This is a genomic window from Streptomyces sp. NPDC087440, assembly GCF_044744005.1.
Lineage (GTDB): Bacteria > Actinomycetota > Actinomycetes > Streptomycetales > Streptomycetaceae > Streptomyces.
Genome location: NZ_JBIUXN010000021.1, coordinates 57,996 through 83,494, shown reverse-complemented (window position 1 = coordinate 83,494; position 25,499 = coordinate 57,996). Strand labels below are relative to the sequence as shown.

The 25,499-nt window shown below is 70.7% G+C and carries 31 protein-coding genes and 4 pseudogenes; 14 read left to right on the top strand and 21 right to left on the bottom strand.

What is annotated here, in order from left to right; translation table 11 throughout:
• Nucleotides 1–235: 235 nt before the first annotated feature.
• Nucleotides 236–808, top strand: a complete 573-nt coding sequence (locus ACIO3O_RS32770) for a hypothetical protein (protein WP_401752232.1) — start codon at nucleotides 236–238, stop codon at nucleotides 806–808.
• Between the two features lie 90 nt (nucleotides 809–898).
• Here the strand turns inward: ACIO3O_RS32770 and ACIO3O_RS32765 are convergent, their stop codons facing one another.
• Together ACIO3O_RS32765 and ACIO3O_RS32760 are read right to left on the bottom strand one after the other, a co-directional pair.
• A complete protein-coding gene (locus ACIO3O_RS32765; RefSeq protein WP_401752230.1) occupies nucleotides 899–1,873 on the bottom strand; it encodes an ALF repeat-containing protein in 975 nt (324 codons plus the stop codon).
• 61 nt (nucleotides 1,874–1,934) lie between these two features.
• On the bottom strand, nucleotides 1,935–2,483 hold the full coding sequence (locus ACIO3O_RS32760) for a hypothetical protein (protein WP_401752229.1): 549 nt from the start codon (nucleotides 2,481–2,483) through the stop codon (nucleotides 1,935–1,937).
• Nucleotides 2,484–2,889: 406 nt separating this feature from the next.
• Between ACIO3O_RS32760 and ACIO3O_RS32755 the strand changes: the two genes are divergently transcribed.
• The gene (locus ACIO3O_RS32755) at nucleotides 2,890–3,447 is read left to right on the top strand and encodes a hypothetical protein (protein ID WP_401752227.1); all 558 of its coding nucleotides are present in this window, start codon (nucleotides 2,890–2,892) and stop codon (nucleotides 3,445–3,447) included.
• A gap of 13 nt (nucleotides 3,448–3,460) precedes the next feature.
• Here the strand turns inward: ACIO3O_RS32755 and ACIO3O_RS32750 are convergent, their stop codons facing one another.
• From ACIO3O_RS32750 to ACIO3O_RS32740, 3 genes are all read right to left on the bottom strand, one after another.
• A complete protein-coding gene (locus ACIO3O_RS32750) occupies nucleotides 3,461–3,931 on the bottom strand; it encodes a DUF6924 domain-containing protein (protein WP_401752396.1) in 471 nt (156 codons plus the stop codon).
• A gap of 2 nt (nucleotides 3,932–3,933) precedes the next feature.
• Nucleotides 3,934–4,824 (bottom strand): aminoglycoside phosphotransferase family protein, encoded by an 891-nt coding sequence (locus ACIO3O_RS32745; protein ID WP_401752226.1) that lies wholly within the window; start codon nucleotides 4,822–4,824, stop codon nucleotides 3,934–3,936.
• Between the two features lie 63 nt (nucleotides 4,825–4,887).
• Nucleotides 4,888–5,535: a phosphotransferase gene (locus ACIO3O_RS32740; RefSeq protein ID WP_401752224.1), complete on the bottom strand. Its 648-nt coding sequence runs from the start codon at nucleotides 5,533–5,535 to the stop codon at nucleotides 4,888–4,890.
• A gap of 33 nt (nucleotides 5,536–5,568) precedes the next feature.
• Here ACIO3O_RS32740 and ACIO3O_RS32735 point away from each other — a divergent pair, with 33 nt between their 5' ends.
• Both ACIO3O_RS32735 and ACIO3O_RS32730 read left to right on the top strand, forming a co-directional pair.
• Complete coding sequence (locus ACIO3O_RS32735; protein WP_401752223.1) at nucleotides 5,569–5,808, top strand: hypothetical protein; 240 nt, start codon at nucleotides 5,569–5,571, stop codon at nucleotides 5,806–5,808.
• A gap of 95 nt (nucleotides 5,809–5,903) precedes the next feature.
• On the top strand, nucleotides 5,904–6,047 hold the full coding sequence (locus tag ACIO3O_RS32730) for a hypothetical protein (protein WP_401752221.1): 144 nt from the start codon (nucleotides 5,904–5,906) through the stop codon (nucleotides 6,045–6,047).
• 365 nt (nucleotides 6,048–6,412) lie between these two features.
• Here the strand turns inward: ACIO3O_RS32730 and ACIO3O_RS32725 are convergent, their stop codons facing one another.
• The 4 genes and pseudogenes from ACIO3O_RS32725 to ACIO3O_RS32710 form a co-directional block, all read right to left on the bottom strand.
• Nucleotides 6,413–6,775 carry a hypothetical protein gene (locus ACIO3O_RS32725; RefSeq protein WP_401752219.1) on the bottom strand — a complete coding sequence of 121 codons (363 nt, stop codon included), beginning with the start codon at nucleotides 6,773–6,775 and terminating at the stop codon, nucleotides 6,413–6,415.
• Nucleotides 6,776–6,856: 81 nt separating this feature from the next.
• Nucleotides 6,857–7,342, bottom strand: coding sequence for a hypothetical protein (locus ACIO3O_RS32720; protein WP_401752217.1), 486 nt, complete (start codon nucleotides 7,340–7,342; stop codon nucleotides 6,857–6,859).
• A gap of 426 nt (nucleotides 7,343–7,768) precedes the next feature.
• A pseudogene (locus ACIO3O_RS32715) lies at nucleotides 7,769–8,394 on the bottom strand (transposase).
• Nucleotides 8,395–8,499: 105 nt separating this feature from the next.
• Nucleotides 8,500–9,006: a hypothetical protein gene (locus tag ACIO3O_RS32710; RefSeq protein ID WP_401752215.1), complete on the bottom strand. Its 507-nt coding sequence runs from the start codon at nucleotides 9,004–9,006 to the stop codon at nucleotides 8,500–8,502.
• Between the two features lie 746 nt (nucleotides 9,007–9,752).
• Between ACIO3O_RS32710 and ACIO3O_RS32705 the strand changes: the two are divergent.
• A pseudogene (locus ACIO3O_RS32705) lies at nucleotides 9,753–9,845 on the top strand (DUF3052 family protein); the annotation flags it as partial.
• 3 nt (nucleotides 9,846–9,848) lie between these two features.
• Nucleotides 9,849–10,046 (top strand): annotated as a pseudogene (locus tag ACIO3O_RS32700) (transposase); the annotation flags it as partial.
• A 94-nt stretch (nucleotides 10,047–10,140) separates the two neighbouring features.
• Here the strand turns inward: ACIO3O_RS32700 and ACIO3O_RS32695 are convergent.
• Complete coding sequence (locus ACIO3O_RS32695; protein ID WP_401752213.1) at nucleotides 10,141–10,485, bottom strand: hypothetical protein; 345 nt, start codon at nucleotides 10,483–10,485, stop codon at nucleotides 10,141–10,143.
• A gap of 449 nt (nucleotides 10,486–10,934) precedes the next feature.
• Here ACIO3O_RS32695 and ACIO3O_RS32690 point away from each other — a divergent pair, with 449 nt between their 5' ends.
• Nucleotides 10,935–11,279 (top strand): hypothetical protein, encoded by a 345-nt coding sequence (locus ACIO3O_RS32690; RefSeq protein WP_401752212.1) that lies wholly within the window; start codon nucleotides 10,935–10,937, stop codon nucleotides 11,277–11,279.
• Nucleotides 11,280–11,723: 444 nt separating this feature from the next.
• On the opposite strand, the gene ACIO3O_RS32685 is transcribed toward ACIO3O_RS32690, so the two are convergent.
• The 5 genes from ACIO3O_RS32685 to ACIO3O_RS32665 form a co-directional block, all read right to left on the bottom strand.
• Nucleotides 11,724–12,713: a hypothetical protein gene (locus ACIO3O_RS32685; RefSeq protein ID WP_401752210.1), complete on the bottom strand. Its 990-nt coding sequence runs from the start codon at nucleotides 12,711–12,713 to the stop codon at nucleotides 11,724–11,726.
• A 178-nt stretch (nucleotides 12,714–12,891) separates the two neighbouring features.
• On the bottom strand, nucleotides 12,892–13,197 hold the full coding sequence (locus ACIO3O_RS32680) for a DUF397 domain-containing protein (protein ID WP_401752209.1): 306 nt from the start codon (nucleotides 13,195–13,197) through the stop codon (nucleotides 12,892–12,894).
• A gap of 39 nt (nucleotides 13,198–13,236) precedes the next feature.
• A complete protein-coding gene (locus ACIO3O_RS32675; protein WP_401752207.1) occupies nucleotides 13,237–13,542 on the bottom strand; it encodes a DUF397 domain-containing protein in 306 nt (101 codons plus the stop codon).
• 39 nt (nucleotides 13,543–13,581) lie between these two features.
• Nucleotides 13,582–13,887: a DUF397 domain-containing protein gene (locus ACIO3O_RS32670; protein WP_401752205.1), complete on the bottom strand. Its 306-nt coding sequence runs from the start codon at nucleotides 13,885–13,887 to the stop codon at nucleotides 13,582–13,584.
• Nucleotides 13,884–14,747, bottom strand: a complete 864-nt coding sequence (locus ACIO3O_RS32665) for a helix-turn-helix domain-containing protein (protein WP_401752203.1) — start codon at nucleotides 14,745–14,747, stop codon at nucleotides 13,884–13,886. Before ACIO3O_RS32665 ends, ACIO3O_RS32670 begins: the two co-directional genes overlap by 4 nt.
• A 124-nt stretch (nucleotides 14,748–14,871) precedes the next feature.
• On the opposite strand from ACIO3O_RS32665, the gene ACIO3O_RS32660 reads away from it, so the two are divergent.
• Together ACIO3O_RS32660 and ACIO3O_RS32655 are read left to right on the top strand one after the other, a co-directional pair.
• Complete coding sequence (locus ACIO3O_RS32660; RefSeq protein WP_401752201.1) at nucleotides 14,872–15,348, top strand: ATP-binding protein; 477 nt, start codon at nucleotides 14,872–14,874, stop codon at nucleotides 15,346–15,348.
• A gap of 30 nt (nucleotides 15,349–15,378) precedes the next feature.
• Nucleotides 15,379–15,774, top strand: coding sequence for an SdpI family protein (locus ACIO3O_RS32655; protein ID WP_401752199.1), 396 nt, complete (start codon nucleotides 15,379–15,381; stop codon nucleotides 15,772–15,774).
• Nucleotides 15,775–15,844: 70 nt separating this feature from the next.
• On the opposite strand, the gene ACIO3O_RS32650 is transcribed toward ACIO3O_RS32655, so the two are convergent.
• Nucleotides 15,845–16,348 (bottom strand): DUF6624 domain-containing protein, encoded by a 504-nt coding sequence (locus ACIO3O_RS32650; protein ID WP_401752395.1) that lies wholly within the window; start codon nucleotides 16,346–16,348, stop codon nucleotides 15,845–15,847.
• Nucleotides 16,349–16,879: 531 nt separating this feature from the next.
• Between ACIO3O_RS32650 and ACIO3O_RS32645 the strand changes: the two genes are divergently transcribed.
• The 4 genes from ACIO3O_RS32645 (at nucleotide 16,880) to ACIO3O_RS32630 (ending at nucleotide 19,158) form a co-directional block, all read left to right on the top strand.
• A complete protein-coding gene (locus tag ACIO3O_RS32645) occupies nucleotides 16,880–17,452 on the top strand; it encodes a dihydrofolate reductase family protein (protein WP_401752197.1) in 573 nt (190 codons plus the stop codon).
• Between the two features lie 69 nt (nucleotides 17,453–17,521).
• Nucleotides 17,522–17,935, top strand: a complete 414-nt coding sequence (locus ACIO3O_RS32640; RefSeq protein WP_401752195.1) for a gamma-glutamylcyclotransferase family protein — start codon at nucleotides 17,522–17,524, stop codon at nucleotides 17,933–17,935.
• Nucleotides 17,936–17,963: 28 nt separating this feature from the next.
• Nucleotides 17,964–18,791 (top strand): SMI1/KNR4 family protein, encoded by an 828-nt coding sequence (locus tag ACIO3O_RS32635; RefSeq protein WP_401752194.1) that lies wholly within the window; start codon nucleotides 17,964–17,966, stop codon nucleotides 18,789–18,791.
• A 70-nt stretch (nucleotides 18,792–18,861) separates the two neighbouring features.
• Complete coding sequence (locus ACIO3O_RS32630; RefSeq protein ID WP_401752192.1) at nucleotides 18,862–19,158, top strand: hypothetical protein; 297 nt, start codon at nucleotides 18,862–18,864, stop codon at nucleotides 19,156–19,158.
• A 27-nt stretch (nucleotides 19,159–19,185) separates the two neighbouring features.
• Here the strand turns inward: ACIO3O_RS32630 and ACIO3O_RS32625 are convergent, their stop codons facing one another.
• The 3 genes and pseudogenes from ACIO3O_RS32625 to ACIO3O_RS32615 form a co-directional block, all read right to left on the bottom strand.
• A complete protein-coding gene (locus ACIO3O_RS32625; protein WP_401752190.1) occupies nucleotides 19,186–19,935 on the bottom strand; it encodes a VOC family protein in 750 nt (249 codons plus the stop codon).
• A gap of 46 nt (nucleotides 19,936–19,981) precedes the next feature.
• A pseudogene (locus ACIO3O_RS32620) lies at nucleotides 19,982–20,915 on the bottom strand (RNA polymerase sigma-70 factor).
• Between the two features lie 80 nt (nucleotides 20,916–20,995).
• Nucleotides 20,996–22,201, bottom strand: coding sequence for an NAD(P)/FAD-dependent oxidoreductase (locus ACIO3O_RS32615; protein WP_401752188.1), 1,206 nt, complete (start codon nucleotides 22,199–22,201; stop codon nucleotides 20,996–20,998).
• A 179-nt stretch (nucleotides 22,202–22,380) separates the two neighbouring features.
• Here ACIO3O_RS32615 and ACIO3O_RS32610 point away from each other — a divergent pair, with 179 nt between their 5' ends.
• Nucleotides 22,381–23,337, top strand: a complete 957-nt coding sequence (locus ACIO3O_RS32610) for a hypothetical protein (RefSeq protein ID WP_401752186.1) — start codon at nucleotides 22,381–22,383, stop codon at nucleotides 23,335–23,337.
• A 220-nt stretch (nucleotides 23,338–23,557) separates the two neighbouring features.
• On the opposite strand, the gene ACIO3O_RS32605 is transcribed toward ACIO3O_RS32610, so the two are convergent.
• Both ACIO3O_RS32605 and ACIO3O_RS32600 read right to left on the bottom strand, forming a co-directional pair.
• Nucleotides 23,558–24,133, bottom strand: coding sequence for a DinB family protein (locus tag ACIO3O_RS32605; RefSeq protein ID WP_401752184.1), 576 nt, complete (start codon nucleotides 24,131–24,133; stop codon nucleotides 23,558–23,560).
• A 97-nt stretch (nucleotides 24,134–24,230) separates the two neighbouring features.
• Nucleotides 24,231–25,418: a lipase family protein gene (locus tag ACIO3O_RS32600; protein ID WP_401752394.1), complete on the bottom strand. Its 1,188-nt coding sequence runs from the start codon at nucleotides 25,416–25,418 to the stop codon at nucleotides 24,231–24,233.
• Between the last annotated feature and the right edge of the window lie 81 nt (nucleotides 25,419–25,499).

The window sequence follows — 25,499 nt, the reverse complement described above, 5'->3', positions numbered from 1 at the left end:
TACCGATCACCCTCCACTAGATGCCCGGAGCATCTACCTGGTCTACGCAATGTTCGGCCAAAAGGGTGCCGCGCACGGGTGATGCGGCCGTGGGTACCCGGTCGGTCGCGCGTGGGTGGCGGAGGCGGCGGGGCCGTTCGACGGTGGAGGGGCTGGCCCTCCCACCCCCCCCTGCAAGGAACGGGACGGGACGGCCCTCCCCCCTCCCCTCCGTACGGAAAAGGACCCCGTGAACATGACCTCGCACCCCGCCCCGAACCGACGCCTGCGCGCCGCCCGCGCAGCCGCTGTCGTCTCCGCCGTCGCCGGAATCGGCCTGCTGGCGGCCCCGCTCGCTGCGGCGGACGACCGCGGCGGCGGCGACGACAAGTGCAAGTGGTGGGGGAAGGTGCGGGTCTGCGAGGGCCCGGCCGGGCCGCAGGGACCCGAGGGTCCGGCCGGGCCTGCCGGTCCCGCGGGCCCCGCCGGTCCGGTCGGCCCGGCGGGCGCGGCAGGCGTGGACGGCCCCGCAGGCCCGGCCGGACCCGTCGGCCCCGCGGGCAAGGACGGCGTGGCGAAGGCCCCGGTCTTCGCGGCGAGCGCGGGCGTGGTCATCGCCCAGGGCACCACGGCCGAAGGCACGGCGACCTGCCCCGCCGGTACGAAGGCGACCGGCGGCGGTTACACCCAGGACGACGTCGTCTTCTCGTTCCCGTACTTCTCGCAGGCCTCGGCCGACGGGAACTCCTGGACGGTGAAGATGAAGAACACCGGCAGCGCGGGCTCCGACACCTTCACCGTGCACGTGGTCTGCCTCCCGGTCGGCTGACGCTGCGGGCGCCTGTGCCGAGTGCCGTGCGGGGGAGGGGCGTGAGCGCCGCCTCCCCCCCACGGCGTGGGTGGCCGGTCGTTCCGGGGCTCAGCCCTGGGCGTTGCGGCGGCGGCGCGAGGCCACCAGGAGGGCCGCGCCCACGGCGAGTGCGGCGGCGGTGGCGCCGGCCGCCCACGGGAGGGTGTTGCCCGCGCCGGTCGAGGCGAGGTCGGAGCCGCCGATGGCGGGGGCCGGGGTGGCCTGGTCGCCGCCGGTCACCGGCTTGCCGGAGGTCTCGCCGCCGGAGGTGTCGGTGCCGGTGCCGGTGCCGCCCGTGCTGCCGGTGCCCGTGCCGTGGTCGGCGCCCTTGGAGGCGTCGGGGGCGGGGGTGCCCTTGTCACCGGGGGTGCCGGTGGTGCCGGGGGTACCGGTGGTGGTGCCCTGCCCGGCGTCCTTGGAGGCGTCGGGGGACGGCTTGCCCGTCTCCTTGCCCGGCTCCTTGGACCCCGCCGCGTCGGCCTCGTCCTGCTTGCGGGCTTCGCTCAGACCCTTGTCCAGGAACGCCTGCACGTCCTCGGGGGTGCCCCTGAGCGCCTTCTTCCCGGCTTCCTTCACCCGGGGGCCGCCGGTGCTGATGGCCTGGCCGACGAGCACGCGGTTGTCGACGATGCGGGCCTCGTACTGGCCCTCGTCGAGGAACTTCTGTACGTCCTCGGGCGTGCCCTTCAGCGCCTTCAGGGCGGCTTCCTTCACGCCGGGGCCGCCCTTGCCGTGGATCTGGGCGGTCAGCACGCGGTTGTCCGAGATGCGGATCGGGAACTGGTCCACCTCCAGGAACTTCCGCATCGCGGCCGGACCGGCGTCGATGGCCTTGCTGCCCTCCTCCTTGATCACGCGGCCGGCGTTCTTGGCCCCCATGATCCGCAGGATCTCGATACGGTCCGCCTCGGCCTGCTTGGACCCGGCGTCGGGCGCGGTGACGGCGGGGGCCAGGGCGGGCGCGGCCTGGGCGGGCGCGGCGAGCAGGACGGCCGGTGCGATGGCTGCCGAGGCGGCGAGCACGGATATGCGCGTGAACTTCACGTGAGGTTCCCCGAGGTGATCAAAAAATGGCAGAAATGGTCGCCACAGGGTAGACCGGCCCTCACCATTCCTTTACATCGGGACCATCTCCGTCCGCTTTGCCGGGAGTTGAGCCGGATCCATCATCGACCACTATGTCCGGATTGAGGGCATCAAAGACAAGCACCCTCATCTCGAAGTCGACATGGAACCGCGCCGCGTACCGCCCGCCCCGCGTCACGTCCCCCGCGAACCCCTCGCTGGTCCGCCACCGTGCCCCGTCCGGCAGCAACGCCCCGACGGCCCCGGGGACGGAGGGCCCGGCCTCCGCGCCCTCCCGCCACGCGTATCCCGTACGAAGCCGGTCGGCGTCCCGCGCCGAGAGCTGGACGACACCGGCCATCCGGACGTCCGAAGGTCCGGGCGCACGGCCGCTGTTGAGGTCCTCCCTGACCCACCGCACCCGCACGAACTCCCCGAACGCGGGGAACCGCCGCTCCACCGGCCCCCGCTCCTCCCGCACCACCACGCTCTCCCGCACCGGCTCCCCCCTCTCCGCCGTGCACCCCGTCAGCCCCAGCGCCATCCCCGCGACGGCGACGACCACCGCACCCCACCACCCGCGCTTCACACGTCTCCACCTCTCCCGCCCTGCCGCCCCGCCCGCCGGGATCGAGTCGTCGGCAGGGCCCGACAACGCCAAAGGGAACCAGACCACCCGCTGTCGCAGGCGCACCTGCCGGGATGGGCATGGTCACGTCTGCCTCTCCGCAACACCGGCTGGCGCCGACCGGGCACGCTGCCGAACGCACCCCCTCCGCCCTCCGTCCCGTGCCGGTGCGTCGTGGCTGGGTGCGCAGTTCCCCGTGCCCTCTGAGGGCGCACCCCGCACCCCCTGAAGGGCGCACCCCGCGCACGCCGAAGCACAGCCTCGCCCCTGAGGAGGACCGCCGACTCACCGCTCGGCCGACCCCAACCCCCAACCCCCGCCCCGAGGGCTGATGGAACACCCCGCAGCCCGCCCGATGATGACGCACATGAGCACTCATCCCGCCACTCATCCCGCCACTCACCCCACCACCCTCCCCCCGCTCACCCCCACCACCCCACCACCCCGCTGGGCGGTCCTGGCCGCGCACCTGACCACGCTGGTGGTCCTCCCGAGCGGGCTCTGGCGCATCCTCCTGGTGTGCGGTTACCCCGCCGGATACACGACGGCCGGCTTCATCCCGTTCGAGACGCTCGACGCCAAGGCATGGATGCTGATGCTCAGCGTGGTCAGCGAACTCGTCGCCCTCCTCACCATCGGCCTGGTCCGGCCGTGGGGCGAAGTCGTACCCCGCTGGATACCCCTCGTCGGAGGGTGCCGCGTCCACCCCCTGGCCGCCACCGTCCCCGCCCTCCTCGGCGCGGCGGCGCTGACCCTCCTCTGGGCCAACCTCCCCTGGTGGTGGACGTTCCCGCACGACGACATGACTCCGACCGGGAGCCTCGTCGTCGGCATCCTCTACCAGCCGCTGATCCTCTGGGGCCCGCTCACGGCAGCCGTCGCCATCTCCTACTACCGCCGCCGCAGCAGCCGCAAGACCCCCTGACGGCCCGCCCCGCTCACAGCCCCCGCAGAACCCCGTCCGGCTCCTCCTCCGCCGCCTCCGCGAATTCCGCGAAGTCCATGTTCGCCACCTGGAGGTTGGCGTGTACGACGTGCACCGCCCCCGGCACGAGACGCAGTTCCCGGGGCTCGGGCGCTTCGATCAGCTCCTGGTCGTACACGGGGTCGAGGCCCGCAGGGTCCTCCCACCCCAGGTTCAGCGCCAGCAGCGCCCGTACCGGCGACTCCATCGTGTGCCGGTCGGCCAGGAACACGACGCTCAGCTCCTCGTCCTCGGCCGCCCGCGCGAAGACCTCATCGGCCCGGGCCCCTTCCCACTCCGGACGCTCCAACACCACGACGTACGGCGGGAATTCACCCTCATCGCCCCACGGTCGGCGCACCTCCTCGACCACCGCGCGCCACGCCGCCTCGTCCCCGAAGTCGGTCCTGATGACCAGCGCCTCGTCGTCCTCGCGGCGTTGCATCCTCACGACTCCAGGATGCGGTCGAGCGTCCGCCGCCCCAGCGCGCTCATCGCCGGATTGCTCTCGACGTAGTACCAGACGAGCCCCATCGCCTGCTCGAAGGCCCACGCCTTTCCGCGCTCCCACTCCAGCTCGTCGCACGCCAGCCTGCGCCGGAGCGCCTCCCTCGGGCCCGCCTCCAGCAGGTGCCACGCACCGACCAGGTCCAGCGCCGGGTCGGCCGCGCCGAAGCCGCCGGTGTCGAGTACGCCGACGAGCCGACCCCCGGTGACCAGCACATTCCCGGGGATCAGGTCACCGTGGCTCATCACATCGGGAGACGTACGCGGCAACTCCCGGTACCGGGACCACATGTCGCGCAGCCGGGGCACATCAAGCAGCCCCTCGCTCTCCTCGAAGCACTCCGCCATCCAGTCGTCGTGGTCGGAGATCACCCCGCCCCGGTTGTCCCCGTCGAAGCTCCGCCCCCGCGTATCCGCATCCCGCAGCGCCGCGATGAACGCCGCGAGATCCCCGGCGAAGGCCTCCGAACCGCTCGGGTCGGCGTCGAAGGCGACCGTCCCCGGCAGCCAGGTCTGGACCGACCACGGCATGGGGTAACCCGCGCCGGGCTTCCCCATGGCGACGGGCTCCGGAACCGGGAACGGCGACACCCGCGCCAGTTCCGCCGCCGCCTCGGCCTCCCGCTCCAGAACGGCCAGGGCCTCCCCGGGATCGGCCGGCCGCAGCGGGAAGCGCGCGGAGAGGTCGTCCCCGATGCGGAAGATGCTGTTGACCGTCCCGGTCGACGCCTGGGGCCGCACGGCCCTGCCGCTCCACTGCGGGAACTGCTCCTGGATCAGCGCCGCGACGAGTTCGCTGCTCACGTCCACTTGGTCAGCGTGCATGGTCATTCCCGCAGGCCCTTCCCTCGGTCCCCTGTGCTCTGTGTTCGCGCCGGTACCGAAGCGTACGGATCATCGTCGTGCCGTGTACGGAGATATTGCGGCCGGATCGGTGAGGTCCAGGTCCGCGTCGGGCCAGCGGAGCCGCAACAGGGCGGCGACACGGCGAGCCCAACCCCCCAAGTGTGGAAGGGAGTTGTACGTCGCGGCCGTGCGGCCCGCCGCCTCCAGGGTCGCGATGAGCTGGGCGCGACTGTCGTCGCCCGGCGGGCGCGCGTCGAGCAGGGGGAGGCGTTGCAGACGTACGAGTGCCCAGGCGAGGCAGGCCGCCGCCAGGCCGAATCCGTACCGCCGGTCGTCCTCGACCTCGGGCACCCCGGTGGCCAGGGCCCGGCGGTATTGGTCGGCGAGGCCGCTCGCGTCGGGGTCGCCCACGGACATCCACGCCGGGCCCGGGACGTACAGGCAGACCGCGTCCGCGAGCGCGTGGGCGTAACCGGCGAACTCAAAGTCGATGAGGCGGGGGTCGGCGGGGCCGGAGGCGTTGAGGAGGATGTTGTTGGCTTTCGCGTCGCCGTTGCTGAGGGCGAGGAAGGGGCCGGGTTCGGTCAACTCGTCCATAGCCGCTACGAGTTCGGTGGCAACCGGACCGGTGAGGGGTGCCCCGAGGGCGGCGGCGTGTTCGCGGGCCTCCTCCCGGAGCGGGGAGAAGCGGGCCACGGGGTCGCTCCGGGGTGCGGGGTACGTGTCCGAGTGGCCGGCGGTGGCGGCGCCCAGCTCGCCGAGGGTGCGGGCGAACGCGGCGAGTCGGTCGGCGTGGGCGGCGGCCCCGTCGCGGCGGAGCAGCCGGTCCAGGGCGGTACGGGGTGCGAGGTCCTCCAGGACGAGGACCCCGGCGGCCGGGTCGGCGGCGAGGACGCGCGGGGCGATGGCGAGACCGAGGTCGTCGGAGAGGAACCGGAGCGCGGCCTGCTCGGTGCGGGCCGGGGCTGAGTTAGGACGGTCCTGCGGAAGCTCGGGCAGAAGGCCCAGCGGAAGGGCTGGCTCGGGGGACCGGGGCGTGGGCGCGATCCTCTCCGAGGAGCTGCATGCGCGGTTCTATCCGAGCAAGCGGGTCCAGGTGGAGCAACGGCACATCACTGGCCGAGGGCGGCACCTGGCAGATCACCCTCGTGTCGGGCCCTGGCTGCTTGGGCTTCACGGAACTCCACCAGCTCGACGAGAACGCCTAGCCCTACTCCTGCCCCGGGCCGCCCGGCCCGGGGCAGGACCGCGTCTTCACGGCAGCCCGAATGACGTCGCCGGTGGCGACGACCCGCTCCTGAAGCTGAGCCTTACGGAGCGGGGAGTCGCCGTCGGGGCCCGGGGCGAGGGCGGCGCACAGGACGTCGGGGACGGTGACGGGGACGCTGGGTTCTTCCCGGCTGGTGGAGCATCGGCCCTCCGGCCCCTCGGGTGGCTGCCAATTCGCCCTGGGGGACGCGGCGCTGGAGGTCGCTCCGATGCGTGCTCACGAAGGGCACCACCGGTACCGCCCGGACGTCAGGAGCCCGGCGAGGGTGTTCGCCGGTCCTGATCGGTGCGTGGCGCGGGCGGGTTAGAACCAGCCGCCGCCGCCCCCGTTGCCGGTGTAGATGCCGTCGTAGGCACCGCCGACACAGTCGTAGCGGCCGTTGTCCTGGGCGTCCGTCACGTACGTCTTCGTGCCGCCGCCCGCCTCGCACTCGTCGTTGCCGACCGCGTCGCGGCCCGGGAGGTACAGGTACCTGCCGGCCAGGTCGCCCCCGTCGCAGGTGGTGGCGCCGACGCTCTGGCCGCCGCCGGCTTCGCACTGCTCCACGGTGACGAGCTGGTGCAGATTGGTGGGAGGGACAGGGTCTGCGGCTGCTGCCGAGGTGGCTGCGGCGAGGGGCAGGGCACCGGCGACGAGCACCGCCGCACACAGGGAAGCGATCTTCATGTCATTCCTCAATGAGTGAGCACGTGAGAGTGCAGAGCAGGACGAGAGGGTCGGCCGAACGCGTGGATCAGCCGGAGAACGTCAGCCAGCGGCCCCGGGCAGGCTCGGAAGCTCAAACCCGGCCGGGAGGCCGCCACCGTCGTTAACCGCCGAGACAATTCCCCCGTCGGTCTTCACGTCGCCAGAGGCCGAGCTGGGCTGGAACTTCCCGTCGCCCTTGTACTCCAGCGTCACCTTCGCCGGCGTCCCCCGCTCCTGCGCCTTGTAGAACGGGAGCTGGTTGTTGCAGAACATGTCGCCGTTGGCCTCCACGGTGCCCGAGCAGGAGTCGAAGACCTTGCCGTCGGTGGTGTAGACGGTGGCGGTGAAGGGACCGGTCGGCACACCCTCCTCGGAGGAGACGTTCCCGTCGGCACGGAACCCGGTGCCGTCCCAGGCGGCGTCCCAGTCGTTCAGGACCGTCTTGGTCGCCACCGGCTCATCGGCCTGGGCCAACGCCCCGCCGCCCAGGGCGCCAAGAACACTCACGGCCAGTACGGCGGCGGCTGACATCGTGCGTACGTGCATGACTTCTCCACAGGGATCGGTGACCTGCCGCAGCAAGCAGCAGGCACTCTGAGCAACCGAAATACGAGCATTCGGTTACGGAAAGCCACCGCACCCTGTGAGAACGCCTCCCGCATCTCCTACTCGCTGCCCGCGCCCCAGCCCGCAGGGAGATATGGCATGGGCACTCAGCTTGTTTTTATGGCTTGTGGGCTTTGAGTTGATTACGTTCAGCGATGCTTTCAGGGCGTCTGGTTGATTTGCCCACGTCGTGACGGGTGGCGGGGTGCCGGTCCACGCGCTGCGGGTGGTGAGCCGGGGGTGGATACGGTCCCGCGCCATCGCCTGGGCGGTGCCGTAGCGGTCGGTGGCCTGCACGGTTTCGGCGTCAGGCTCGCCCCAGGAGTCGGGCTTGGCGAAGCGGAACTCCTTGCCGTGCTTCGGCGGTCACCCGCCGAGGGGACAGGACAGGGCGTACTCCTTGAGCGTGGGCGTCGGCCGTCGCATTACCCGGTCCGAACGCATGCGACCGAGGACCTCGACGGGGAGATCGTCGAGGAGGTAGGCCATGCGCGGGGCGTCGTAGCCGTCGTCGAAGACGACCAGGATGTCGTCGTCACCGACTTCCCACTGGCCCTGGCCGATCAGGTCGGTGACCATGCGGCGGACCTGGGCGGCGGTAATCTCGGCGACATCGTCGTCGGGGCCGAGCCGGACTGCGTCGAGCAGCCGGCACCACGACGTCCGTCCGGTCTCCAGCGCGGCGACGAAGGGTACGGCCAGCCGGGGATGAACTGGTCCGAGGAGCGTCCCGAGCGTCCGTAGACGTGGCAGAACAGGCGGTCCGGGCTGGTCGGCGCGTCGGGCCGCAGCCACGCGGAGACATCGACGGCCAGGACCAGGCGCCCGTCGGCGGCCTTGGGCTGTGGCAGCATGGCCAGCGCTTTTCGGAGCCTGTCTGCGTCGATGTGGCCCTGGTTGAGGGCGTCGTACAACGCGCCGTGCCCACGCCGGTGCTCGGCCGGCAGCGTCAGATCGACCGGCGAAGTCACCGGGCCGTCTTCGCAGAGCATCGCGTCGCACAGCTCGAACAGGGTGTCACCGCGCCGGGTCAGGCATGCGTAGAGGTCCTCTCCAAAGTGGGACGCGAAGTCGAACGCCTCGTGCCGGGCATCGTGTCAGATGCGGAGCAGTGAGGCGTGGATGCGGGCGATGGCCCGCAACACCTCGTCGCGGTTCCTGGCCTGCTGCATCCAGGCGGGCAGGCGGGCCACCACGGTCATCTTCCGGCCGTGGTCGTGCCAAGGAATCCCCTCACGCAGCGACGCCTGCACGAATCGTTTGATCAGGTCCAGGTGCTCCAGGTCGTAGGCCCATACCCACCCGTGCCGGGTCTCGGTCTGCAACCACAGACGGACGCCGAAGTACGGGTCTACCGCCGGCTCGTGCGGAGCCCGGTACGAAGTCACATATCCACAGCTCGACTCTCTCGACGTCCCGCAGTTCCGGCAGACAAGACGTCTTGACGCAGAGAGGCCCGGACCGTGCACACCGGGCAGCTCCGGTCCGGCCACGATGCGCGCGATCTTGTCGCATCTGGGGCAGCGCACGAGGACCGATACGAGGAAGTCGTACTGCGTGCTCCGTGGGTCCCGGAACCGATGATGTGCGGAGATCGGGCTCATCGGCCCAGTATGCGAGCCAGGCGGCGAAGGCCCCTACGGGTTGACCTCAATGCCGTTGACTTTGGGGTTGAATGCCCAGCTCAGCTTGATCCTTAAGGTCGTGGCGATCCTCATGGACCTTAGCTGAGCGCCGCCCCCAAGCCGCTGGCCAACTCTGGGGCGACCCGGGTCTGGATTTTCTCGCCGCGACGGAAGAAAGCCCCCGACGCGAGTCCGGGGGCCAATCCCATGCGCGCGGAGCCTGTTGGAGATCAGCAGCCCTACCGAGAGCGGTGCGGTTCCGTCGGGAGCGCGCCGAGACGGCAGGCCTCCGCAGCATGCTCCTTCGGTGCCTTAAGGAACCACTGGCTGAGGTCGCTGACGCACCTGGCCTCACTGACCTCTTGGGCGCTCTTGCAGGAATTGATGAAGGCGATACGGAACTCGGCTGTCTTCTTCGTCTGTTCCGGCATGTGGGTCTGCATGTACTCCCAGAGGTCTTCGGGTCCGCCTGAGCAACGGGAGCGGCGGCAACGGTGAAACCGGTGAGGGCGATGCTGAGGCTGCCGAGGGCGGCAGCGAGGCGGGGCAGGGTGGTCATGGTCTTCCTCCGTGGAGAATCGGCAACAACCTCACACGGTGCGCCCGCAGGAGACGCCCTCCGGAGAATTCCGCCGTACGACGTCGTGTCCCGACGACCCACAATCGCCGTCCACCAAGGTTCAGTCCGGTCGGGCCGTGGCGGCCCGACCGGGGCGCAGTCGCCTAAGGCGTCGCAGACCGCTGGCCTCGTCCAGACCAAGAGCATCGGCGTGACCAAGGACTGGACCGGCAGCCGCCTGGTCGCCTCCAAGCGGTAACCCACACCCACCCGCGTCCGGGGCGGGTTTCGGCACCTGCGACCCCACTTGCCCTGCCCGGCACAGGTGCCCAAACCCAGCCGGGCAGGCCCCGGACGCCCGCCCGGCTCGAAGAACCGGCACCCCGCCACCCACCAGGACGTGGGCAAAACCGTCAAACGGCCCAGCACTCACTACGAACGCGACCGGGCGAGACCTTAAGGATCAAGCTCAGTGCCCGTGCAGCACCGGACCCCTCCAGCAGTCGCTCACGTACGGGCAACTGGAGGGGCCGGAAGGGGCGTCGGCGGTGGGGCTACTGGTTGAAGAGGACGGAGCGGAACTTCAGGCCCTCGCCGGCGTGGCCGCTGTGTGCCTTCAGGGGGAAGGACTCGCCCTCGCATTCGAGGTCGGTGAAGACGGTGGCGATGCTGTTGGTGCGGTTGCGCGGGGAGTGCGCGGGCGTCGTGCTGGGGTCGGCGACCTCGTCCAGGTCGATGCACTCACGGGCCTTGGGGTCGTGGAGCGTGGCCTCGATGGTCTTGCCGTCGCGGTTGTAGGTGAAGGCGAACTGGCCGGTCGCGGCGTTGGCGGAGGTCGGCAGGGTGACGACGAGCGCGAGCGCGCCCAGGGCGGCGGCGAGGGAGGTACGGAAACGCATGAGGGCATCCTTTTACGCAGGGGACGGATTCCTCCCCAGGCTGTCCACGCCACCACCTGCTCAAGAGGCGGGGCAGTGTGCTGTCACCCGTTCGTGAACGCCGAAACCTTTCCCCGGCGGCCATGTGGGGGACCCTGCGCCATACCCTGCCCACTGATCACCCGAAGATATGGCACGGGCACTGAGCTTGATCCTTAAGGTCTACGACGATCACTGGGGCCTTAAGGATCAAGCTCAGGAGCTGTGCCATATCCCTCTGCGGGGTGCGCTGCGGTGACGCACGGCTCTTCATCGGGGCGCGTGCGAGGGGTGTGGCAGGTGTCAATATGCGCGCCCCCAAGATCACCGGTACGCGCCGGGACGGCTCTCCAGGGTCGCCGACGATGCCAGGCATGCTCCGTTGGATCGTCGGCCGCCGGTCGGCGTCCGTTGAGCGAGAGAGATCCCCCATGCGACTTCGCCACACCGTCGGTGCCGCCCTCGGCGCCCTCGCCCTTGTCCTGACCGTCCCCACGTCGGCCAGTGCCATCGACGGCTCCTTCTACTACCAGTACGGCGATCCCGCCAACCCGACCGCCGGGAGCATGGAGAGTCCCGACGCTGCCGTGTGCATCAACGTCCCCGAAGTCGAGGGAAAGCCCGACACCGCATTCGCGCCGAAGAACAACGTGCTCGACTCTGAGGCCATGGTCTACAGCGAGGAGAACTGCGAAGGCGTGGGAACGAAGCTCAACGTGGAACAGGAGCTCGGCTCCGACGTGAAGTTCAAGTCCGTGATCTTCGAGGCGGTCTGAGCCACCCCGCCCTGCCCCGGCACAGGCGGCCACGGCCCGACCGGGGCCGGGCTACGCCAGGACACCCTGACATGCACACAGAAGAGTGCGCAGGGAGATATGGCACGGGCACCTTGACTCTGTCGGGGATCTTTGCGTCTTCCAGCGCGGCGCACGGACTTGCCCGGGGAGTTCCGCCGACCGTCGCAGACTGTCGGAATCCGTTGTCCCGTCGCCCCATTCCGGCGCGCAAGTCCCGTCTCTGGTCCAGACGGCCCGAGCGCCGGGCCGAAGTCGAGGCGCACGCTGGTCACTTGACCTCGACGGGTCCAAGATCCCCGACAGAGTCAAGCTCAGCCACCACAACCACTGGGGAAACCCGAAAGCCGCAAACGACACCAACCCCGTTGGGCTCGGCCGCATTTCACCCGTCGGGTGCAGGGTGCTCCGACCTGGTCAGCGCCGTCAGAAGGCCGGGTCCGGGTAGGCGCGTTCGGTCAGCGGGGCCCATGCGCCCCCGTGTTCCGCCTCCGTGAAGGCCGCCAGTTGCGGGTGTTCGTGGCGGCACGGGTCGCAGAAGGTCTCGTCGCCCACGGGGCGGAAGACGTGGGGTCCGGGGCGTCCCGGCCCCCGGCACTCGGTGATGGCCTTGCGGGCGGGGAGGGCGGTCGTACGGGACCGGGCCGTCGCCTCCCTGGCCGCGTCGGCGGCGGCGAGGGAGGCCGCGTCCGGGACCTGGGTCGCCAGGCGGTGGGTGACGAAACCCGCCGCGTTGCGGATGGGGTCGGCGGGCAGGCCGTGGGTCAGGGCGTTGTGGATCTCCCAGGCGGGGACGCCGAGTTGGAGGCGGGCGGCGACCGCGTTCGCCAGGTAGCGCACGTCGCGGAAGGTGAGCGCCAGGTCCTTGCGCTCGGTCTTCAGCGCCCACAGGATGCGCTCCGCCCGCGCGAAGTCCTCCGGGCTGGTGTTGTTGCTGCTGACCGTCTCCGCCGCTTGCGGGGTGTCTTGGGGTGGGCGGGTGGGAGATGTCTTGCTGTTCGTCTGCGTAGTACCGGTAGAACGGCCGACGGACGGGCCGCTCGGTCGACCGGCCGTCGGTTTCGTTTCCCTCGGAACCGCTGTCGCCGTCCCCGTGCGCAGGGCCGTGAACTCGTCGTCCGTCAGGGGGACGGTGCTGACCCACTGCTCCGTGTACCACCGCCCGTCGCTGCCCTGCGTGCGGTAGTCGTGGGCGTACCCGTACTGGACGAGTTCCTTCTTGACCCTCTTGTACGTCCCGGGCTTCAGGCCCAGTTGTTCGGCGTGGGCGCTCAGGGGTGCGTACTGGTCGGCGGGCGGCAGTCCGCCCACGTGGGCGAGGAGGAGGCGGGAGGCGGCGTCCAGCTCGGTGCGGCGGAGGAGGGCGTTCGAGACCTTGGTGAAGGCGCGCGTCGGCGAGATAGCATGCAGGAACATTCCGGGGGCTCCTCTAGTAAGCCTCGGGGGTGAGGCCCTCGCGTCTGGTGCTCGTAACACCTGCGGGGGCCGCTCTGCGTGCACGTCGTGGCATGCGGAGCGTGAGTGGATGGCTGACGCTAGCGCATCAACTCGTCACTCCGCGTGGCCAGTTGGGAATGTTCCCCCGTGTGGGTGATCAGGCGCGCGCGTACGCGATGAAGTCGCCCCAGGCGGTGGGGGAGACCCCGAAGGTGGGGCTGGCGTCGGCGAGTTTGGAGTCGCGGACGTGGATGGTGGTGGGGTGGGCGGCAATCTCGACGCACTGGCCGCCCTCGCCGTCGCTGTGGCTCGACTTCTTCCAGTGGTAGCCAACTTCGAGGCATTCGCCGCCAGCACCCGTGCTGTAGCTCGACTTCCGCCATTCGAGGGCGACTTCGAGGCAGTCACCGCCTGCGCCGCCGCTGTAGGACGACTTGAACCAGGTGAGTTCTGTGGTGGTCATCGGTCTCCCAGGGTTCCGTCGATCGTCAACGTGCGGGTGTTAGGCGCAGGCGTACGCGATGAAGTCGCCCCAGGCCGCCGGGGAAACCCCGAAGGTGGGGCTGGCGTCGGCGAGTTTGGAGTCGCGGACGTGGATGGTGGTGGGGTGGGCGGCGACCTCGACGCACTCGCCGCCCGAGCCGCTGCTGTGGCTGGACTTCTTCCAGCCGTAGCCGACCTCTACGCACTCGCCGCCTTCACCGCCGCTGTAGCTGGACTTCCGCCACGCGATGGCGACTTCGAGACAGTCGCCACCTTCCCCACCGCTGTAGGACGACTTGAACCAGGTGAGTTCTGTGGTGGTCATCGGTCTCCCAGGGTCCCGTTGATCGTCAACGTGCGGGTGTTAGGCGCAGGCGTACGCGATGAAGTCGTCCCAGGCGGTGGGGGAGACTCCGAAGGTGGGGCTGGCGTCGGCGAGCTTGGAGTCGCGGATGTGGATGGTGGTGGGGTGGGTCGCGACCTCGACGCACTCGCCGCCCTCACCGCTGCTGTGGCTGGACTTCTTCCAGTCGTAGCCGACTTCGAGGCACTGGCCGCCTTCGCCGCTGCTATAGCTTGACTTGCGCCACTCGTAGGCGATTTCGAGGCACTGGCCTCCCTCGCCGCCGCTGTAGCTCGACTTGAACCAGGTGAGGTGTTCGGCGTTCATCGGTCTCCCAGAATGCTCATGATCAGGTCAACCGTCTCGGGTGGCCTGAGACACTGTGACCGCATGATCGCATAGCGGACTTCGAGGTCGCGCACTTCTTCGGGATCAGTAATCAGGCGGGCGTGGCCTTGTACCTCGGTGTACCCCACGTGCTGGCCATTCTTTGCCACGATCAGCGTGAACGCGCCGTCCATGTTGGGGTGTTCCTCCCAAGCGGTGGATGCAGCCTGAAGGTGGACGTTGCGCATCTCGGACACCTTCAGCAGGCTGCGGAGCTGCGCGTGGTGGATGTCCCGCCCGCCAATAGGCCGCCGCAGAACGTCTTCCTCGATAATGAAGCTGAACTCCGTTGGTGGCCACTTCTCGAAGACCGCCTGCCGCGAGATCCGGTCGGCAACGCGCTTGTTGATGGTCTCTTCGCTCAGGAGCGGGCGGCGCCGCTGGAAGATTGCTTGGGCGTAGTCCTCTGTCTGCAGTAGCCCCAAGATCGCTTGATTGCTGTAATCGTGCAGCTCAAGCGCCTCGGCCTCCAGCTTGGCGTAGTTGCGATACCAGTCCGGGTGCCGTGTCCGGTTCTTCTTCAGCGCCTCCTCCACGTCGGGGATGGCTGCGATGAGCGTTCCGTGTGCCCGGAGCACAGGGTCGACGGCCCGCAGGAATTCCGGCTGGGGTGTACGTGTGTGGCGCTCGATCGCCGAGATGAGGTCCGGACCGAAGCGAACGGCAGTGGCCAACTCGACCTGGGTCATGCCCCGGTACTCGCGCAGGGCCTTGATCTGCTTGCCCAGCGCGCTGAACAGGTGGGCCGTGCCGTCTTCTTGGGAGGGCGTCTCGGGGGAGGGGTCCGGGTTCGAGAGCACGTGGGGGCCGCCTTCGGGGTCACGGTTGACAGGCCGTACAACGCGCGTGGCGCACCCGTACAACTACCCACGGTCGCCCCGCCGCACCTGTTCAGCGTAGATCCGACCGACCACGCTCTGTCACATGAACAGTGAAATGGCCACGCTGGACGTGGAGTTCGAGCAGCAGATCAGTTCCACGCGGCGGGGTGCGCGGCTCGCCCGGTTGCTGGCGGAGCAGCAGATTCAGGAGTGGGGGGTGCCGTACGGGTGCGAGTTCGCGGACGCGGTGACGACGGTGGTGGCGGAGCTGGCCGCGAACGCCGTGCTGCGCGGCCGGGTGCCGGGGCGGGACTTCTCGCTGCGGATGGTGCTCGGCGACGTACTGCGCATCGAGGTGTCGGACGCGAAGGGTGAGCGGCGGCCCGCGCGGCAGCCGGACCTGCTGCCGCATGTGGCGGGCGGCGGGTACGGGCTGGTGCTGGTGGAGGAGTTGGCGGACGAGTGGGGCGTCACGGACCGCAACCCCGGCAAGACCGTGTGGGCCGAGCTGACATGGCCGGGCAGCCGCCCCACACCCCCCTCCCCAAACATGGGACAAAATCCAGCAAGATTGTCCTAGACGTACGGCGACATGCGGAGAGGGCGGGGAATGGACCCGGTGGCGGGATGGGTGTGCGGGGTGGGGCTGCTGGTGCTGGGCGCGTCCGTCCACTACCTGAGGAAACACGTCGGGACCGGGGCCGGGGGCGTCGGCCGGAATGCGGCGATCGGGATCAGGACAAAGGCCACGATGGCGTCGGACGCGGCCTGGGAACGGGGGCACGCGGCGGCGGGCCCGCTGCTGACGGCGACCTTCCGTACCGCGTACGTGGTGGGGGCGGTGACGGTGCTGGTGACCTTGGTGGTGGGCAGCGGCGGGAGCCCGGCGGTCCTGGCCGTCCCCCTGACGGGATTCGTGGCGGCACTGGGCCTGCTCGTCGCGGCATCAGTACGGGCGAACGCGGCGGCCCGGGACCTGTCCGGCGACCGGGGCCTGCCCGGCTGACCACGGCCTGGGTTCGGGGGAGCCCGGGCAGTGGTCCGCCGGACGCGGCGGGACGCGGCCGGGAGGGACCTCAGGCCACAGCGAACTGCGCGACGTACTCCGCGAAGGGCTCGATGCCGACGTCCGCCCGGAGTGCGTCCATGCGCTCCGGCTCCTCGCAGGGCCACGGGACCGGGGCCCCGTCCTTCACGCCGGCGATCTGAGTTCCGTAGACCTGCTTGCGGCCCTCGTTGACCAGCGTGCGGTCGTGCAGGAAGGCCAGTTCGCGGGGACCTGCGGTGCCCGCCGACACCGCCTGCCGCATCAGCCGGAGGGCACGACGCTGCACGTCGAGCTGCCGGTCGGCGTGCTGGGCGATGAGCCAGGCCGCGCGGGCGGCCTCCTCGCCGACCAGTTCCGCCGTCGGCCAGCCGTACTCGTCCATGATCTCGCTCAGCCGGTCGCCGTGCTGGGCGGTCAGCCGCCGCCAGGCCAGTTGCTCGGCGGGGTCGTCGCTGTTCGCGCGGACCGTCGACCGGTGATCGGCCGCAGCCATGGCCGTGAGTTCCGCTGCCAGTGCTGCCAGTGCTGTCAGTGCCGTCGGTGCGGAGACGTCGTGCGCCACTCTCAACTCCTGCCTCGGGTAGGTGCTTTGGGGTCGCCCGAAAGCCTAGGGGTGCAAAGGGGACGTAAAGATCATTCTGGAGAACGGTGACAGGTACCTCTCCGAGCCGGGACAATGGATCTACCCCGAGAGCCAGAGCCGCACTGTCCGCCCGTGCTGCTGCTGTGCCGGGGTCCGCCGCCGTCCGGACCTGGAGTGCGGGCGGGCGGATCGTCGCCCCCGGCCACCTGCACGGCCCCGACGCGCTGCGGCCGACCACCGCACCGGACCTGGGGCAGGACGAAGCGCCGGCGCGGCAGTTGCAGACGCGGCACGGGGGCTTTCGCATCCGGTGCCGGGGAGAGTCGCCGGAAAAGGTGGGCGGCGGCCGATGAGTTCCTCCATGATCAACAGTCATAGATCGTGAACGGCGCACCGCAGCCACGAGAGTGGCCGAAGCGAGCACCGATCGGGCACCTGCCGAGAACCAGACACCAGACACCAGACATCGAGGACCCCCAGATGCGCACCCTGATCAGCACAGCCTTCATCTCCCTCGACGGCGTCGTGGAGGCCCCGGGCGGCGAGCCCGGATACCGGAACTCGGGCTGGACCTTCAAGGACATCGAGTTCCTCCCCGAGGCCTTCGACATCAAGGGCCGGGAGCAGAAGGAAGCCACCGCGATGGTGATGGGCCGTACCAGCTACGAGGCCTTCAGCCCCGTGTGGCCCGACATGGAGGACTTCGCCGACTACAAGGCGATGCCGAAGTACGTCGTCTCCACCACCCTCACCGAGGACGACCTGGTCTCCAACTGGGGCGAGACGACGATCCTGCGCACCCTCGACGAGGTCGCCGCGCTGAAGGAGACCGAGGGCGGCCCGATCATCGTGCACGGCAGCGCCTCCCTGAACCAGGCCCTCTCCGACGCAGGCCTGATCGACCGCTACCACCTGCTGGTCTTCCCGCTCCTCCTCGGCGCGGGCAAGCGCCTCTTCAGCACCACCGACAAGGACACCCAGAAGCTGAAGCTGGTCGAGCACGAGGCCTACGCCAACGGCCTGCAGAAGAACGTCTTCGACGTCGTCCGCTGACGAGGGCCGGGCAGGGGGGCGAGTCGGCCCCCCTTGGGCGCAGCGCGGGGCACCGGGCAGAATCCGCCCATGGCCGACGACCTCCCCGACCTCCCCGCCCGCCCCGACACACTCTTCGTGTACGGAACCCTCCGCTTCCCCGAAGTCCTGCGCGCCGTGCTCGGCCGGGTGCCCGCCGGGGCGCCCGCCCTCGCACCGGGCTGGCGGGCCGCCGCCCTGGAGCACCGTGCGTACCCCGGCCTGGTCGCCTCCCCGGGAAGCACGACACGGGGCGTGCTGCTGGCCGACCTGACGGTGGCGGAGTGGCGGCTGCTGGACGCGTACGAGGGTGCGGAGTACGACCTGCGCAGGATCGCGCTGGAGGGCGGGACTCCGTACGGCTGGACGTACGTATGGTCGGGCACCGCCGGCGTCCTCCCGGCCACCTGGGACGCCGAGGCCTTCCACACCCACCAGCTGGACACGTTCCTCACCCTCATCTGACGCCCGGAATGCCCGGAGGAGCCGCCGTATGACCATGACCGACGCAAGGGATTCAGGCTGGCAGAAGGCGGGGGAGCTGACCTGCGGGCGGCCCGGCCACGGGAAGGGGCACCTGTGTCTCTCCGGCCCGCGTGATGCGGCGGAACTGGACGCCGAAGCAGGGGAGTTGAGCGACTGGTTCGGGGAGGCGTTCGTCGGGGTGCGGGGGCTGCCCGGGACTCTCGGCGGCGAGCCCGTCGCGTGGGGGCGGGTCTGGGCGTCGGGGGCGCGGTGGCTGGCGGTGGGCCGGGTCGGCGGCGGGTCCGTGCTGGTGGCCCTGGAGCGGACCACCCCGGACCCGGACGCACTGCCCGAGAGCGCGACCTGGCTGGAGCGGCTGGTGGCCGTGACGGGGTGGGAGGCGGTGGGGAGGCCACCCACGGAGGTCGACTGGGCGGACGTCGAGCGGCGGTTGGGGACGCGGCTGCCGGGCGACTACAAGCGGCTGTACGAGACCTTCGGGGAAGGGGACTTCGACGGCTTCCTGGGCGTCTACGGCCCCGAATACCTCATCTCGACCGCCGTCACGGCCCGGTACTACGACGAGGAGCGTACGCGCTTCCCCGCGCCCGGCGGGCGGCTGACCTGGGGCGGGAACGAGCACGAGCAGGACTTCCACTGGATACCCGACGCCGATACCGACCCCGACCGGTGGCCGGTGCACGTGGCGGACGAGGGCGCGACGGACGACGAGGTCGAACGGTTCGACTGCACGCTGACCGAGGCGGTGTACCGCTACCTCACCGACCTCCGTTTCCCGGGCTCGATGGCCGAGCACTTCGACGTCCACTGGTTCCAGGCGACGCGGGCGGAGTGACGTGAAGGGCCGCGAAGTCGGTTGCGGGGCAGGGGGGTTGATCGGCGGGCTGTCCGGGGTGCCGTCGGCCGTGGTGGTCAGTGCCGTGGTGGTCCGGATCTGGCGGGAGTGCGACGTCGGCACGGCGGCGGGGTTCTTCTGGGCTCCGCTGGCGCTGCTGCTGTGGGTGGCCACGGCCGTGCTGTGGACCGTGGTGGTGTGGGCGCTCGGGCGGTACGGGGTCGGCGTGGCCCTGGCGGCCGGGGTGGTGGCCAACCTGGGGCTGGTGTGGTGGGTGCTGGCGGTGGTGGCCACCCCGGCGGACTACCCGGACCCGCTCTGCCCGGCGAACGTACCCGCGTGGTGGCCGGAGTGGGTGCCGGTGTGAGCGCGGGCCCCGGTCGCCCGGGAGGGGCTACGGCGTGTCCGGTCGAACGCTGTGTACGGGGCGGAGCCGCAGGCCCGCCACGGACGTCGAGGGTGGTGTGCCCTCGGCCAGCAGCAGTGTGGTGATCGCGTCCGCCGGGCCCGGTGCGAAGTGCACTTCGCCGCCGGGCAGCGGCACCACGTTCCTCGCCCGGTCGGCCGGGATGCCGAGGAGCTCGCCCAACCACACCGCCGACGCGGCGGGTTCGGGCGTCTCGACGACAAAACCGGCCAGGTCGTGCGGCCCGCGCGCGACCCGCCCCGCGCTGTAGCGGTCGAGGATGACCTGGCGGTCCGGGGTGTACGTGACGAAGAACGGGGCCCAGGCGGGAGCGTCCCGCAACACGGCCTCGGTGAACGAAACCGGGGAGCCCTCACGGGCGAAGACATGCAGGTCCACCGTGTGCCCGGCGCGGCGGAGCCGCTCCGTGGTGGCGTTCACGTCCGTTACGTGCACCGCGAAGTTCAACGCCCCTCCGCCCGCGGCGAGCAGCGCGTCGACGTGCGGCATCCAGACGGTCATCGCCCGGCCGTAGGGCGATGCGTCGAACTCGGCGCGGTCCACCACGGTGAGGATCTCCACGTACCGGGCGTCGAGCCGCCACGCACCGTTCCGGAAGCCCAGGTGCGGCGGGTTGGCGTGGGCGGGGAGGCCGGCCGCCGCATACGCCTCGGTGGTCGACTCGACATCGGGAACGCAGTGCAGAAGGTGGTCGAACTGCGGTGTCTCGGGGTGCAATTCAGGCTCCTGGAAGGCGGATCGGGGGCGAGATCGGGCGCGTTGGTCAGTGGAGGGTGAGAGGGGTTTCGGAGCTCACGCGATGCAGCTTCTCCGGGTTGCGGACGTAGTAGAGGCCCGTGATCAGGGTGGACTCGACGCGGGCGGTCATCACTCCGTCCAGCTCGCCGTCGATGTGGACGAGGAGGGCGGGGGTGCCGTTGACCACGGTCGGGGTGACCGTGAAGGACGAGCCCTTGCCGTCGACGTGCTTGCCGATGCCGCCCAGCATGAAGCGGGCCACCTTGGACGCGCCGATCGTCGGGCGCAGGGCGGCGTGCTTGATGCCGCCGCCGTCGCCGATCAGTACGACGTCCGGGGCGAGGACGTTAAGCAGGCCCTGGAGGTCCCCGGTCTCCAGCACGCGCTGGAAGGAGGCGAGGGCCGCCCGGGTCACGCTCGCCGGGACCGTCTGGCGGGGCCGGCGCGCGTCCACGTGCTGCCGGGCCCCTGTGCGCGATCTGGCGGACCGCCGCCGGGGACTTGTCGACCGCGGCGGCGATCTCGTCGTACCCGACGTCGAAGATCTCCCGGAGGACGAACACCGCGCGCTCGGTGGGGGAGAGGGTCTCCAGGACGAGGAGCATGGCCATGGAGACGCTCTCCGCCAGCTCGACGTCCTCCGCCACGTCCGGCGCGGTGAGCATCGGCTCGGGCAGCCAGGAGCCGACGTACGACTCCTTGCGGCGCTGGAGGGTGCGCAGGCGGTTGAGGGCCTGACGGGTGGTGATCCGTACCAAGTAGGCGCGCTGCTCGGTTACTTGGGACAGGTCGACCTTGACCCAGCGCAGCCAGGTCTCCTGGAGCACGTCCTCCGCGTCGGCCGCCGAGCCGAGCATTTCGTACGCGACGGTGAAGAGGAGGTTCCGGTGGGCGAGGAAGGACTCCGTGGCGGGATCAGGGGTGAGGCCCGGGGCGGGGTCCGGGGTGGGTGTGCTCATGGTCGTACGGCCTTCTTCGGGACGATCGCGGGTCTCACGACGAGATCCTTCGCGCTGGATGCCGTCTGATCATGGACCGGTCAGGCCGTACGGTCGAGGGCGAGGGGCGCGTCCTGTGCGGCCAGGCGCTCCTGGCGCTGCTCGCCGCCGCCCATCCGGTGCAGCCGGTACCCGCCGGGCTTGGCCGCCTCACCGGCGAGATGCTGGACGACGCTCGTGCACACCGTCTCCTTGAGCTTCGCGCCCAGCATTCCGTCGACCTTCCAACGCACCGCCACATCGGCCCTGTTGGCGAACTGGAAGATCCCGTCGCGCCGCCCCAGGCTGATGCACTGCGCGGCGAACGGCTGGTTCACCGTCTCCGGCTGTTCGCCCGCGATCCGGCTGAGCACCGTGTCGGCGGCCCGCGCGCCCAGCGGCATCGCGGCCTGGCAGCTCATCCGCAGCGGCAGGCCCGAGGGGGCGGCCGAGTCGCCCGCCGCGAGGATGCGGTCGTCGTCGACGCTGGTGAGGGTCTCGTCGGTGAGGAGGCGGCCCAGCGCGTCGGTGGTCAGGCCGCTCCGTGCCGCCAGGTCCGGAACGCCGAAGCCGACCGTCCAGATGGTCACCGCACTGGGCAGCTCGCGCCCGTCGGCGAGCCGGACGGCGTCCCGGGTGACCTCGGTGGCCCGGCTGCCGGGGCCGTCCACGACGTCGACGCCGAGGCGGGCCAGCCGCTTGGCCACCGAGCGGCGGCCGCGGGGGTGCAGATACGGGTTCAGCTCGCCGCCGCAGACCAGGGTGACCGCGCGTCCCGCCTCCGCCAGCTCGGCGGCGGTCTCGATGCCGGTGGGCCCCGACCCGACGACGACCACGGGGGCGCTGGCCGCCTCCAGCACCGGCCGCAGCCGCTCCGCCTCCTCCAGGGTGGCGATGGGGTACGCGAACCCGGCGGCCCCCGGCACGCTCGGGTCGGCGCTGCCGCTCCCGACGGCGTACACGAGGTAGTCGTACGAGAGGACCTGCCCCTGATCGAGTACGACGCTGCGCGGGCCGGCGTCGATGCGCTCCACGGTGTCGACCACCAGCCGCACCCCCTCCGCCAGCACCTCCCGGAACGCGACAACCGCGTTCCCGGTCCCCCCGACCTGCTGGTGCAGCCGGATGCGGTGGACGAACTCGGGACGGGGGTTGACGAGGGTGACGTCGAGCCCGGCCCGCTGGGTGAGCCGATTGGCGGCCATGACGCCCGCGTATCCGCCGCCGACGACGACGACCCGGGTGCCCTGGATGTGGTTCTCGCTCATGGTGTCCTCCACTCGAAAGGGGTTCGACCACAGGACACCGGGGGTGCGGAGAGTGTGACGGGATGTGGTGCGGGTCACAGGGCGGGGGTGCTCGAACGCCTGGACCGGGGGTCGCCCGCAAGGCTGGTCCTGTGCCAATGGCATGTGCCAGACGGATGTGGGCGGGCTAGCTTCCCGGCATGGTCAGTTCCTCGCACGAGGCCATGCATCGCCTCTTCCAGCACGATCACGGAGTGTTCACCCGTACCGCACGGGCCCTCGGGTACCCCTTCTCGGAACTCGTGGACGCCTCGCTGATGCCCACCGACTGCACGACGCCCGACGCCCTGGAGCGTCGGATCGACACCCTTCTGCGCGTCGACACCCACGGCTCCGAGGGCAGCTTCCTCCTTGCGGTGGAGGCGCAGAGCGCGAAGGACCCCGACAAACCCGGAAGCTGGGCGTACTACGCCGCCTTCCTCCGGGAGAAGTACGACCTGCCCGTACTCCTCGTCGTCATCTGCAACGACCGGCGCACGGCCGCCTGGGCGGCCCGGCCCGTCGACTTCGGGGTGCCGCAGTGGTCGACCCTGACGGTCCGGCCGCTGGTGCTGGGCCCGCACAACGTCCCCGTCGTCACCGATCCGGACGTCGCCCGGGACGACATCCCGCTGGCCACCCTGTCGGCGATCACGCACAGCAAGGACGCGAACGCCGGTGCCATACTGAAAGCGCTGGCCGCAGCCCTGAAAACCGTGGACGAAGACGACGCGATGATCTTCGCCGAACTCACCGAACGAGGCCTGGGAAAGACCCCGGCCGCCGCGACCTGGAGGAAAATCATGGCCGCCGACCTCTCCTTCTTCCGCTCGGAAACCGCCCAGAAACTGCGGGCGGAGGGCCGTGAAGCGGGCCGTGACGAGGGGCGTGATGAGGGGCGCACGGAGGGTCGTGCCGAGGACGTCCTGCTGCTTCTTGCTCAGCGTGACATCGCGATCAGCGATTCGGTGCGCGAGCGCGTCCTGGCCTGCACGGACTTCGACGTCCTCGAAGGCCTCTTCATCCGGGCCATCCGGGCGACCTCGGCCGAGGAGCTCTTCGACGAGGCCGCCCCGACCGCCGCACGGGCGGAAGGAGCGTCCGACAGCCGCGCGTGAACCGAGTGGGCGTAGGTGATGCTCGCTCGGTACCCGCGTACGGCGAGTACCGCGAAAGCGGCGGCGGTTCAGGCCGCGATGCAGAGGAGCCCCGTGGCCCGCGCCGCGTAGGCGATGCTCCCGGCCGCAGGCACGGCCCCGAGGGGGGCCGTTCGCGGTGGTGGGCGCGAGGCGCGCGACGGCGGCGGTGGGCATGGTGCCACTCCGGGGATGCGGGCCGTTACTGCCCCACCCGGCCGTCCACGCACTCGCGCAGCAGGTCCGCGTGGCCGCAGTGGCGGGCGTATTCGTCGACCATGTGGACCATCAGTTCGCGCACGGCGATGTCCTCGCGGCCGACGTGCTGGCCCAGGTCTGCGGCGTACTTGGCCAACTCGGCGTCCGTGGCGGCCTGTTGGCGTTCCAGGTCGGCGAAGGAGGAGGCCACCAGGTCCGGGTCGCCCACCGCCTCGTCGAAGTCCGCGTCGCGCTTGCCGTACAGCTTCGGGAGCGGGTCGCCGTGGGTGATCCAGTTGAGCCAGTCGCGTTCCACCTCCGCGAGGTGGCGGACCAGGCCCAGCAGGGACATCGTGGACGGGGGGACGGAGTGGGTGGCCAGTTGGGCGGGGGTCAGGCCGTCGCACTTCAGGCGCAGGGTGAGGCGGTAGTTGGTGATGAAGTCGAGGAGGGTGGCGAGTTCGCCCTCGGGCGCGGGGCCGTCGTTGTCGCGGGGGTCGTCGTCCGGGTTCAGCCACATGTCGGGGTAGACAGTTGCTTCGGTCCAGCGGGTGGGGCGGTGATCGTCGTGGTCGGTCATGGGGTCATCGTCGTTGGTGAGGGGCTGTGGGGCCAGGGCATTTGGGGCCCGGTCCGCGCGGATGCCGAGCGCGGACCGGGCCCCGGACCCGCCGGTGTCAGCAGTTGCCGCCGGTCGGCCTGTTCGCGAAGCGGTCGGCGAGCCAGTCCATCGCCGGGAAGGCGCCGACCGTCACGCCGCCGATGTGGCCGAGGAGCGGGTGCGCACGCCACTGGACCTTCGCGCCCGCCTTGCACCAGTCGGCGCGGAGCTGTGTGCCGACCTTGTACGGGATCAGCTCGTCGATGCCCCCGTGGTAGAGGTAGACCGGGTGGTCGGGGGCGTGCGTGCCGAGCTTGGAGTCCGCCAACTTCCGTTGCCAGTCGGGGGATTCGAGGGGGTTGGTGGTCGTGACCTCGCTGATGCGCTTGAAGGGGGCGGAGATCGCGTTGATCGCCACGCAGTTCTTGCGCATGAAGTCGACGTAGGCCTTGCCCTGCGGGTTGAGGTAGGAGTCGAGCTTGAGCTCGGGGTAGGCCGTGTCGTGGCCCGCCGCCGCCATCAGGATCAGGCCCGCCCCGATGTTGCCGTCGCTGAACTTCGCGACCTCCATCAGATCGGCGGGGACACCGCCGGTCGCGGTTCCCTTGACGTTCAGTTCCGGGGCGTACGCGTCGTGGAGTTCGGCCGCCCAACTGCTGGCCTGGCCGCCCTGGGAGTAGCCCATGATGCCGACCGGGGAGTCCTTCGACAGGCCCGTCTCGGCGGCCGGGAGCTTCAGGGCCGCCCGCGCCGCGTCCAGGACCGCCTGGCCCTCCGCGCGGCCGACCGTGTACGTGTGGTCGCCCGGCGTGCCGAGGCCCTCGTAGTCCGTGACGGCCACCGCCCAGCCGCGCTGCACGACCTGGTTGATCAGGGTCGCCTCGATCGTCGTGCCCGTGGGGAAGCCCGCGCTCGGGGCGCACTGGTCGCCCATGCCGACCGTGCCGACCGCGTACGTGACCAGGGGGCGCGGCCCCTTGCGGCCGTCCCGGGGGACGATCACCGTGCCGGAGACGGTGTTGGGCGCGCCCTTCGCGGTCGTGGAGCGGTAGTTGATGTGCCAGGCGTCGGTGTTCGTCGGCTGGAGGGGGAGGGGGTGGAAGGCGGTGGGCGCGGCGGAGAGGAGCGTGCCGGGGGCGTCACCGGCCGAGGACGCGCCGGGCGCGGTCGTGTCGTCCGCGGCGGTGGCGGTCGCCGCTGTCGGGAGGGCCGCGGACAGGGCCAGGGCGGCGGATGCCGCGAGGATTCTCGTACGTACGGACAACATGGGTTCTCCCTACGAAGGGGTGGGGGGCTCTTGCGTACGGAGAACGTAGTGACCGGCGAGTAGGGAACGCGCTGACCG

Bases quoted from the DNA above. Each gene is read 5' to 3' on its own strand.
- ACIO3O_RS32770 (WP_401752232.1), top strand. From the start codon at position 236: ATGACCTCGCACCCCGCCCCGAACCGACGCCTGCGCGCCGCCCGCGCA.
- ACIO3O_RS32755 (WP_401752227.1), top strand. From the start codon at position 2,890: ATGAGCACTCATCCCGCCACTCATCCCGCCACTCACCCCACCACCCTC.
- ACIO3O_RS32750 (WP_401752396.1), bottom strand. From the start codon at position 3,931: ATGCAACGCCGCGAGGACGACGAGGCGCTGGTCATCAGGACCGACTTC.
- ACIO3O_RS32745 (WP_401752226.1), bottom strand. From the start codon at position 4,824: ATGACCATGCACGCTGACCAAGTGGACGTGAGCAGCGAACTCGTCGCG.
- ACIO3O_RS32730 (WP_401752221.1), top strand. From the start codon at position 5,904: ATGCGCGGTTCTATCCGAGCAAGCGGGTCCAGGTGGAGCAACGGCACA.
- ACIO3O_RS32725 (WP_401752219.1), bottom strand. From the start codon at position 6,775: ATGAAGATCGCTTCCCTGTGTGCGGCGGTGCTCGTCGCCGGTGCCCTG.
- ACIO3O_RS32720 (WP_401752217.1), bottom strand. From the start codon at position 7,342: ATGCACGTACGCACGATGTCAGCCGCCGCCGTACTGGCCGTGAGTGTT.
- ACIO3O_RS32710 (WP_401752215.1), bottom strand. From the start codon at position 9,006: ATGAGCCCGATCTCCGCACATCATCGGTTCCGGGACCCACGGAGCACG.
- ACIO3O_RS32695 (WP_401752213.1), bottom strand. From the start codon at position 10,485: ATGCGTTTCCGTACCTCCCTCGCCGCCGCCCTGGGCGCGCTCGCGCTC.
- ACIO3O_RS32690 (WP_401752212.1), top strand. From the start codon at position 10,935: ATGCGACTTCGCCACACCGTCGGTGCCGCCCTCGGCGCCCTCGCCCTT.
- ACIO3O_RS32685 (WP_401752210.1), bottom strand. From the start codon at position 12,713: ATGTTCCTGCATGCTATCTCGCCGACGCGCGCCTTCACCAAGGTCTCG.
- ACIO3O_RS32680 (WP_401752209.1), bottom strand. From the start codon at position 13,197: ATGACCACCACAGAACTCACCTGGTTCAAGTCGTCCTACAGCGGCGGC.
- ACIO3O_RS32675 (WP_401752207.1), bottom strand. From the start codon at position 13,542: ATGACCACCACAGAACTCACCTGGTTCAAGTCGTCCTACAGCGGTGGG.
- ACIO3O_RS32670 (WP_401752205.1), bottom strand. From the start codon at position 13,887: ATGAACGCCGAACACCTCACCTGGTTCAAGTCGAGCTACAGCGGCGGC.
- ACIO3O_RS32660 (WP_401752201.1), top strand. From the start codon at position 14,872: ATGAACAGTGAAATGGCCACGCTGGACGTGGAGTTCGAGCAGCAGATC.
- ACIO3O_RS32655 (WP_401752199.1), top strand. From the start codon at position 15,379: ATGGACCCGGTGGCGGGATGGGTGTGCGGGGTGGGGCTGCTGGTGCTG.
- ACIO3O_RS32645 (WP_401752197.1), top strand. From the start codon at position 16,880: ATGCGCACCCTGATCAGCACAGCCTTCATCTCCCTCGACGGCGTCGTG.
- ACIO3O_RS32640 (WP_401752195.1), top strand. From the start codon at position 17,522: ATGGCCGACGACCTCCCCGACCTCCCCGCCCGCCCCGACACACTCTTC.
- ACIO3O_RS32635 (WP_401752194.1), top strand. From the start codon at position 17,964: ATGACCATGACCGACGCAAGGGATTCAGGCTGGCAGAAGGCGGGGGAG.
- ACIO3O_RS32615 (WP_401752188.1), bottom strand. From the start codon at position 22,201: ATGAGCGAGAACCACATCCAGGGCACCCGGGTCGTCGTCGTCGGCGGC.
- ACIO3O_RS32610 (WP_401752186.1), top strand. From the start codon at position 22,381: ATGGTCAGTTCCTCGCACGAGGCCATGCATCGCCTCTTCCAGCACGAT.
- ACIO3O_RS32605 (WP_401752184.1), bottom strand. From the start codon at position 24,133: ATGACCGACCACGACGATCACCGCCCCACCCGCTGGACCGAAGCAACT.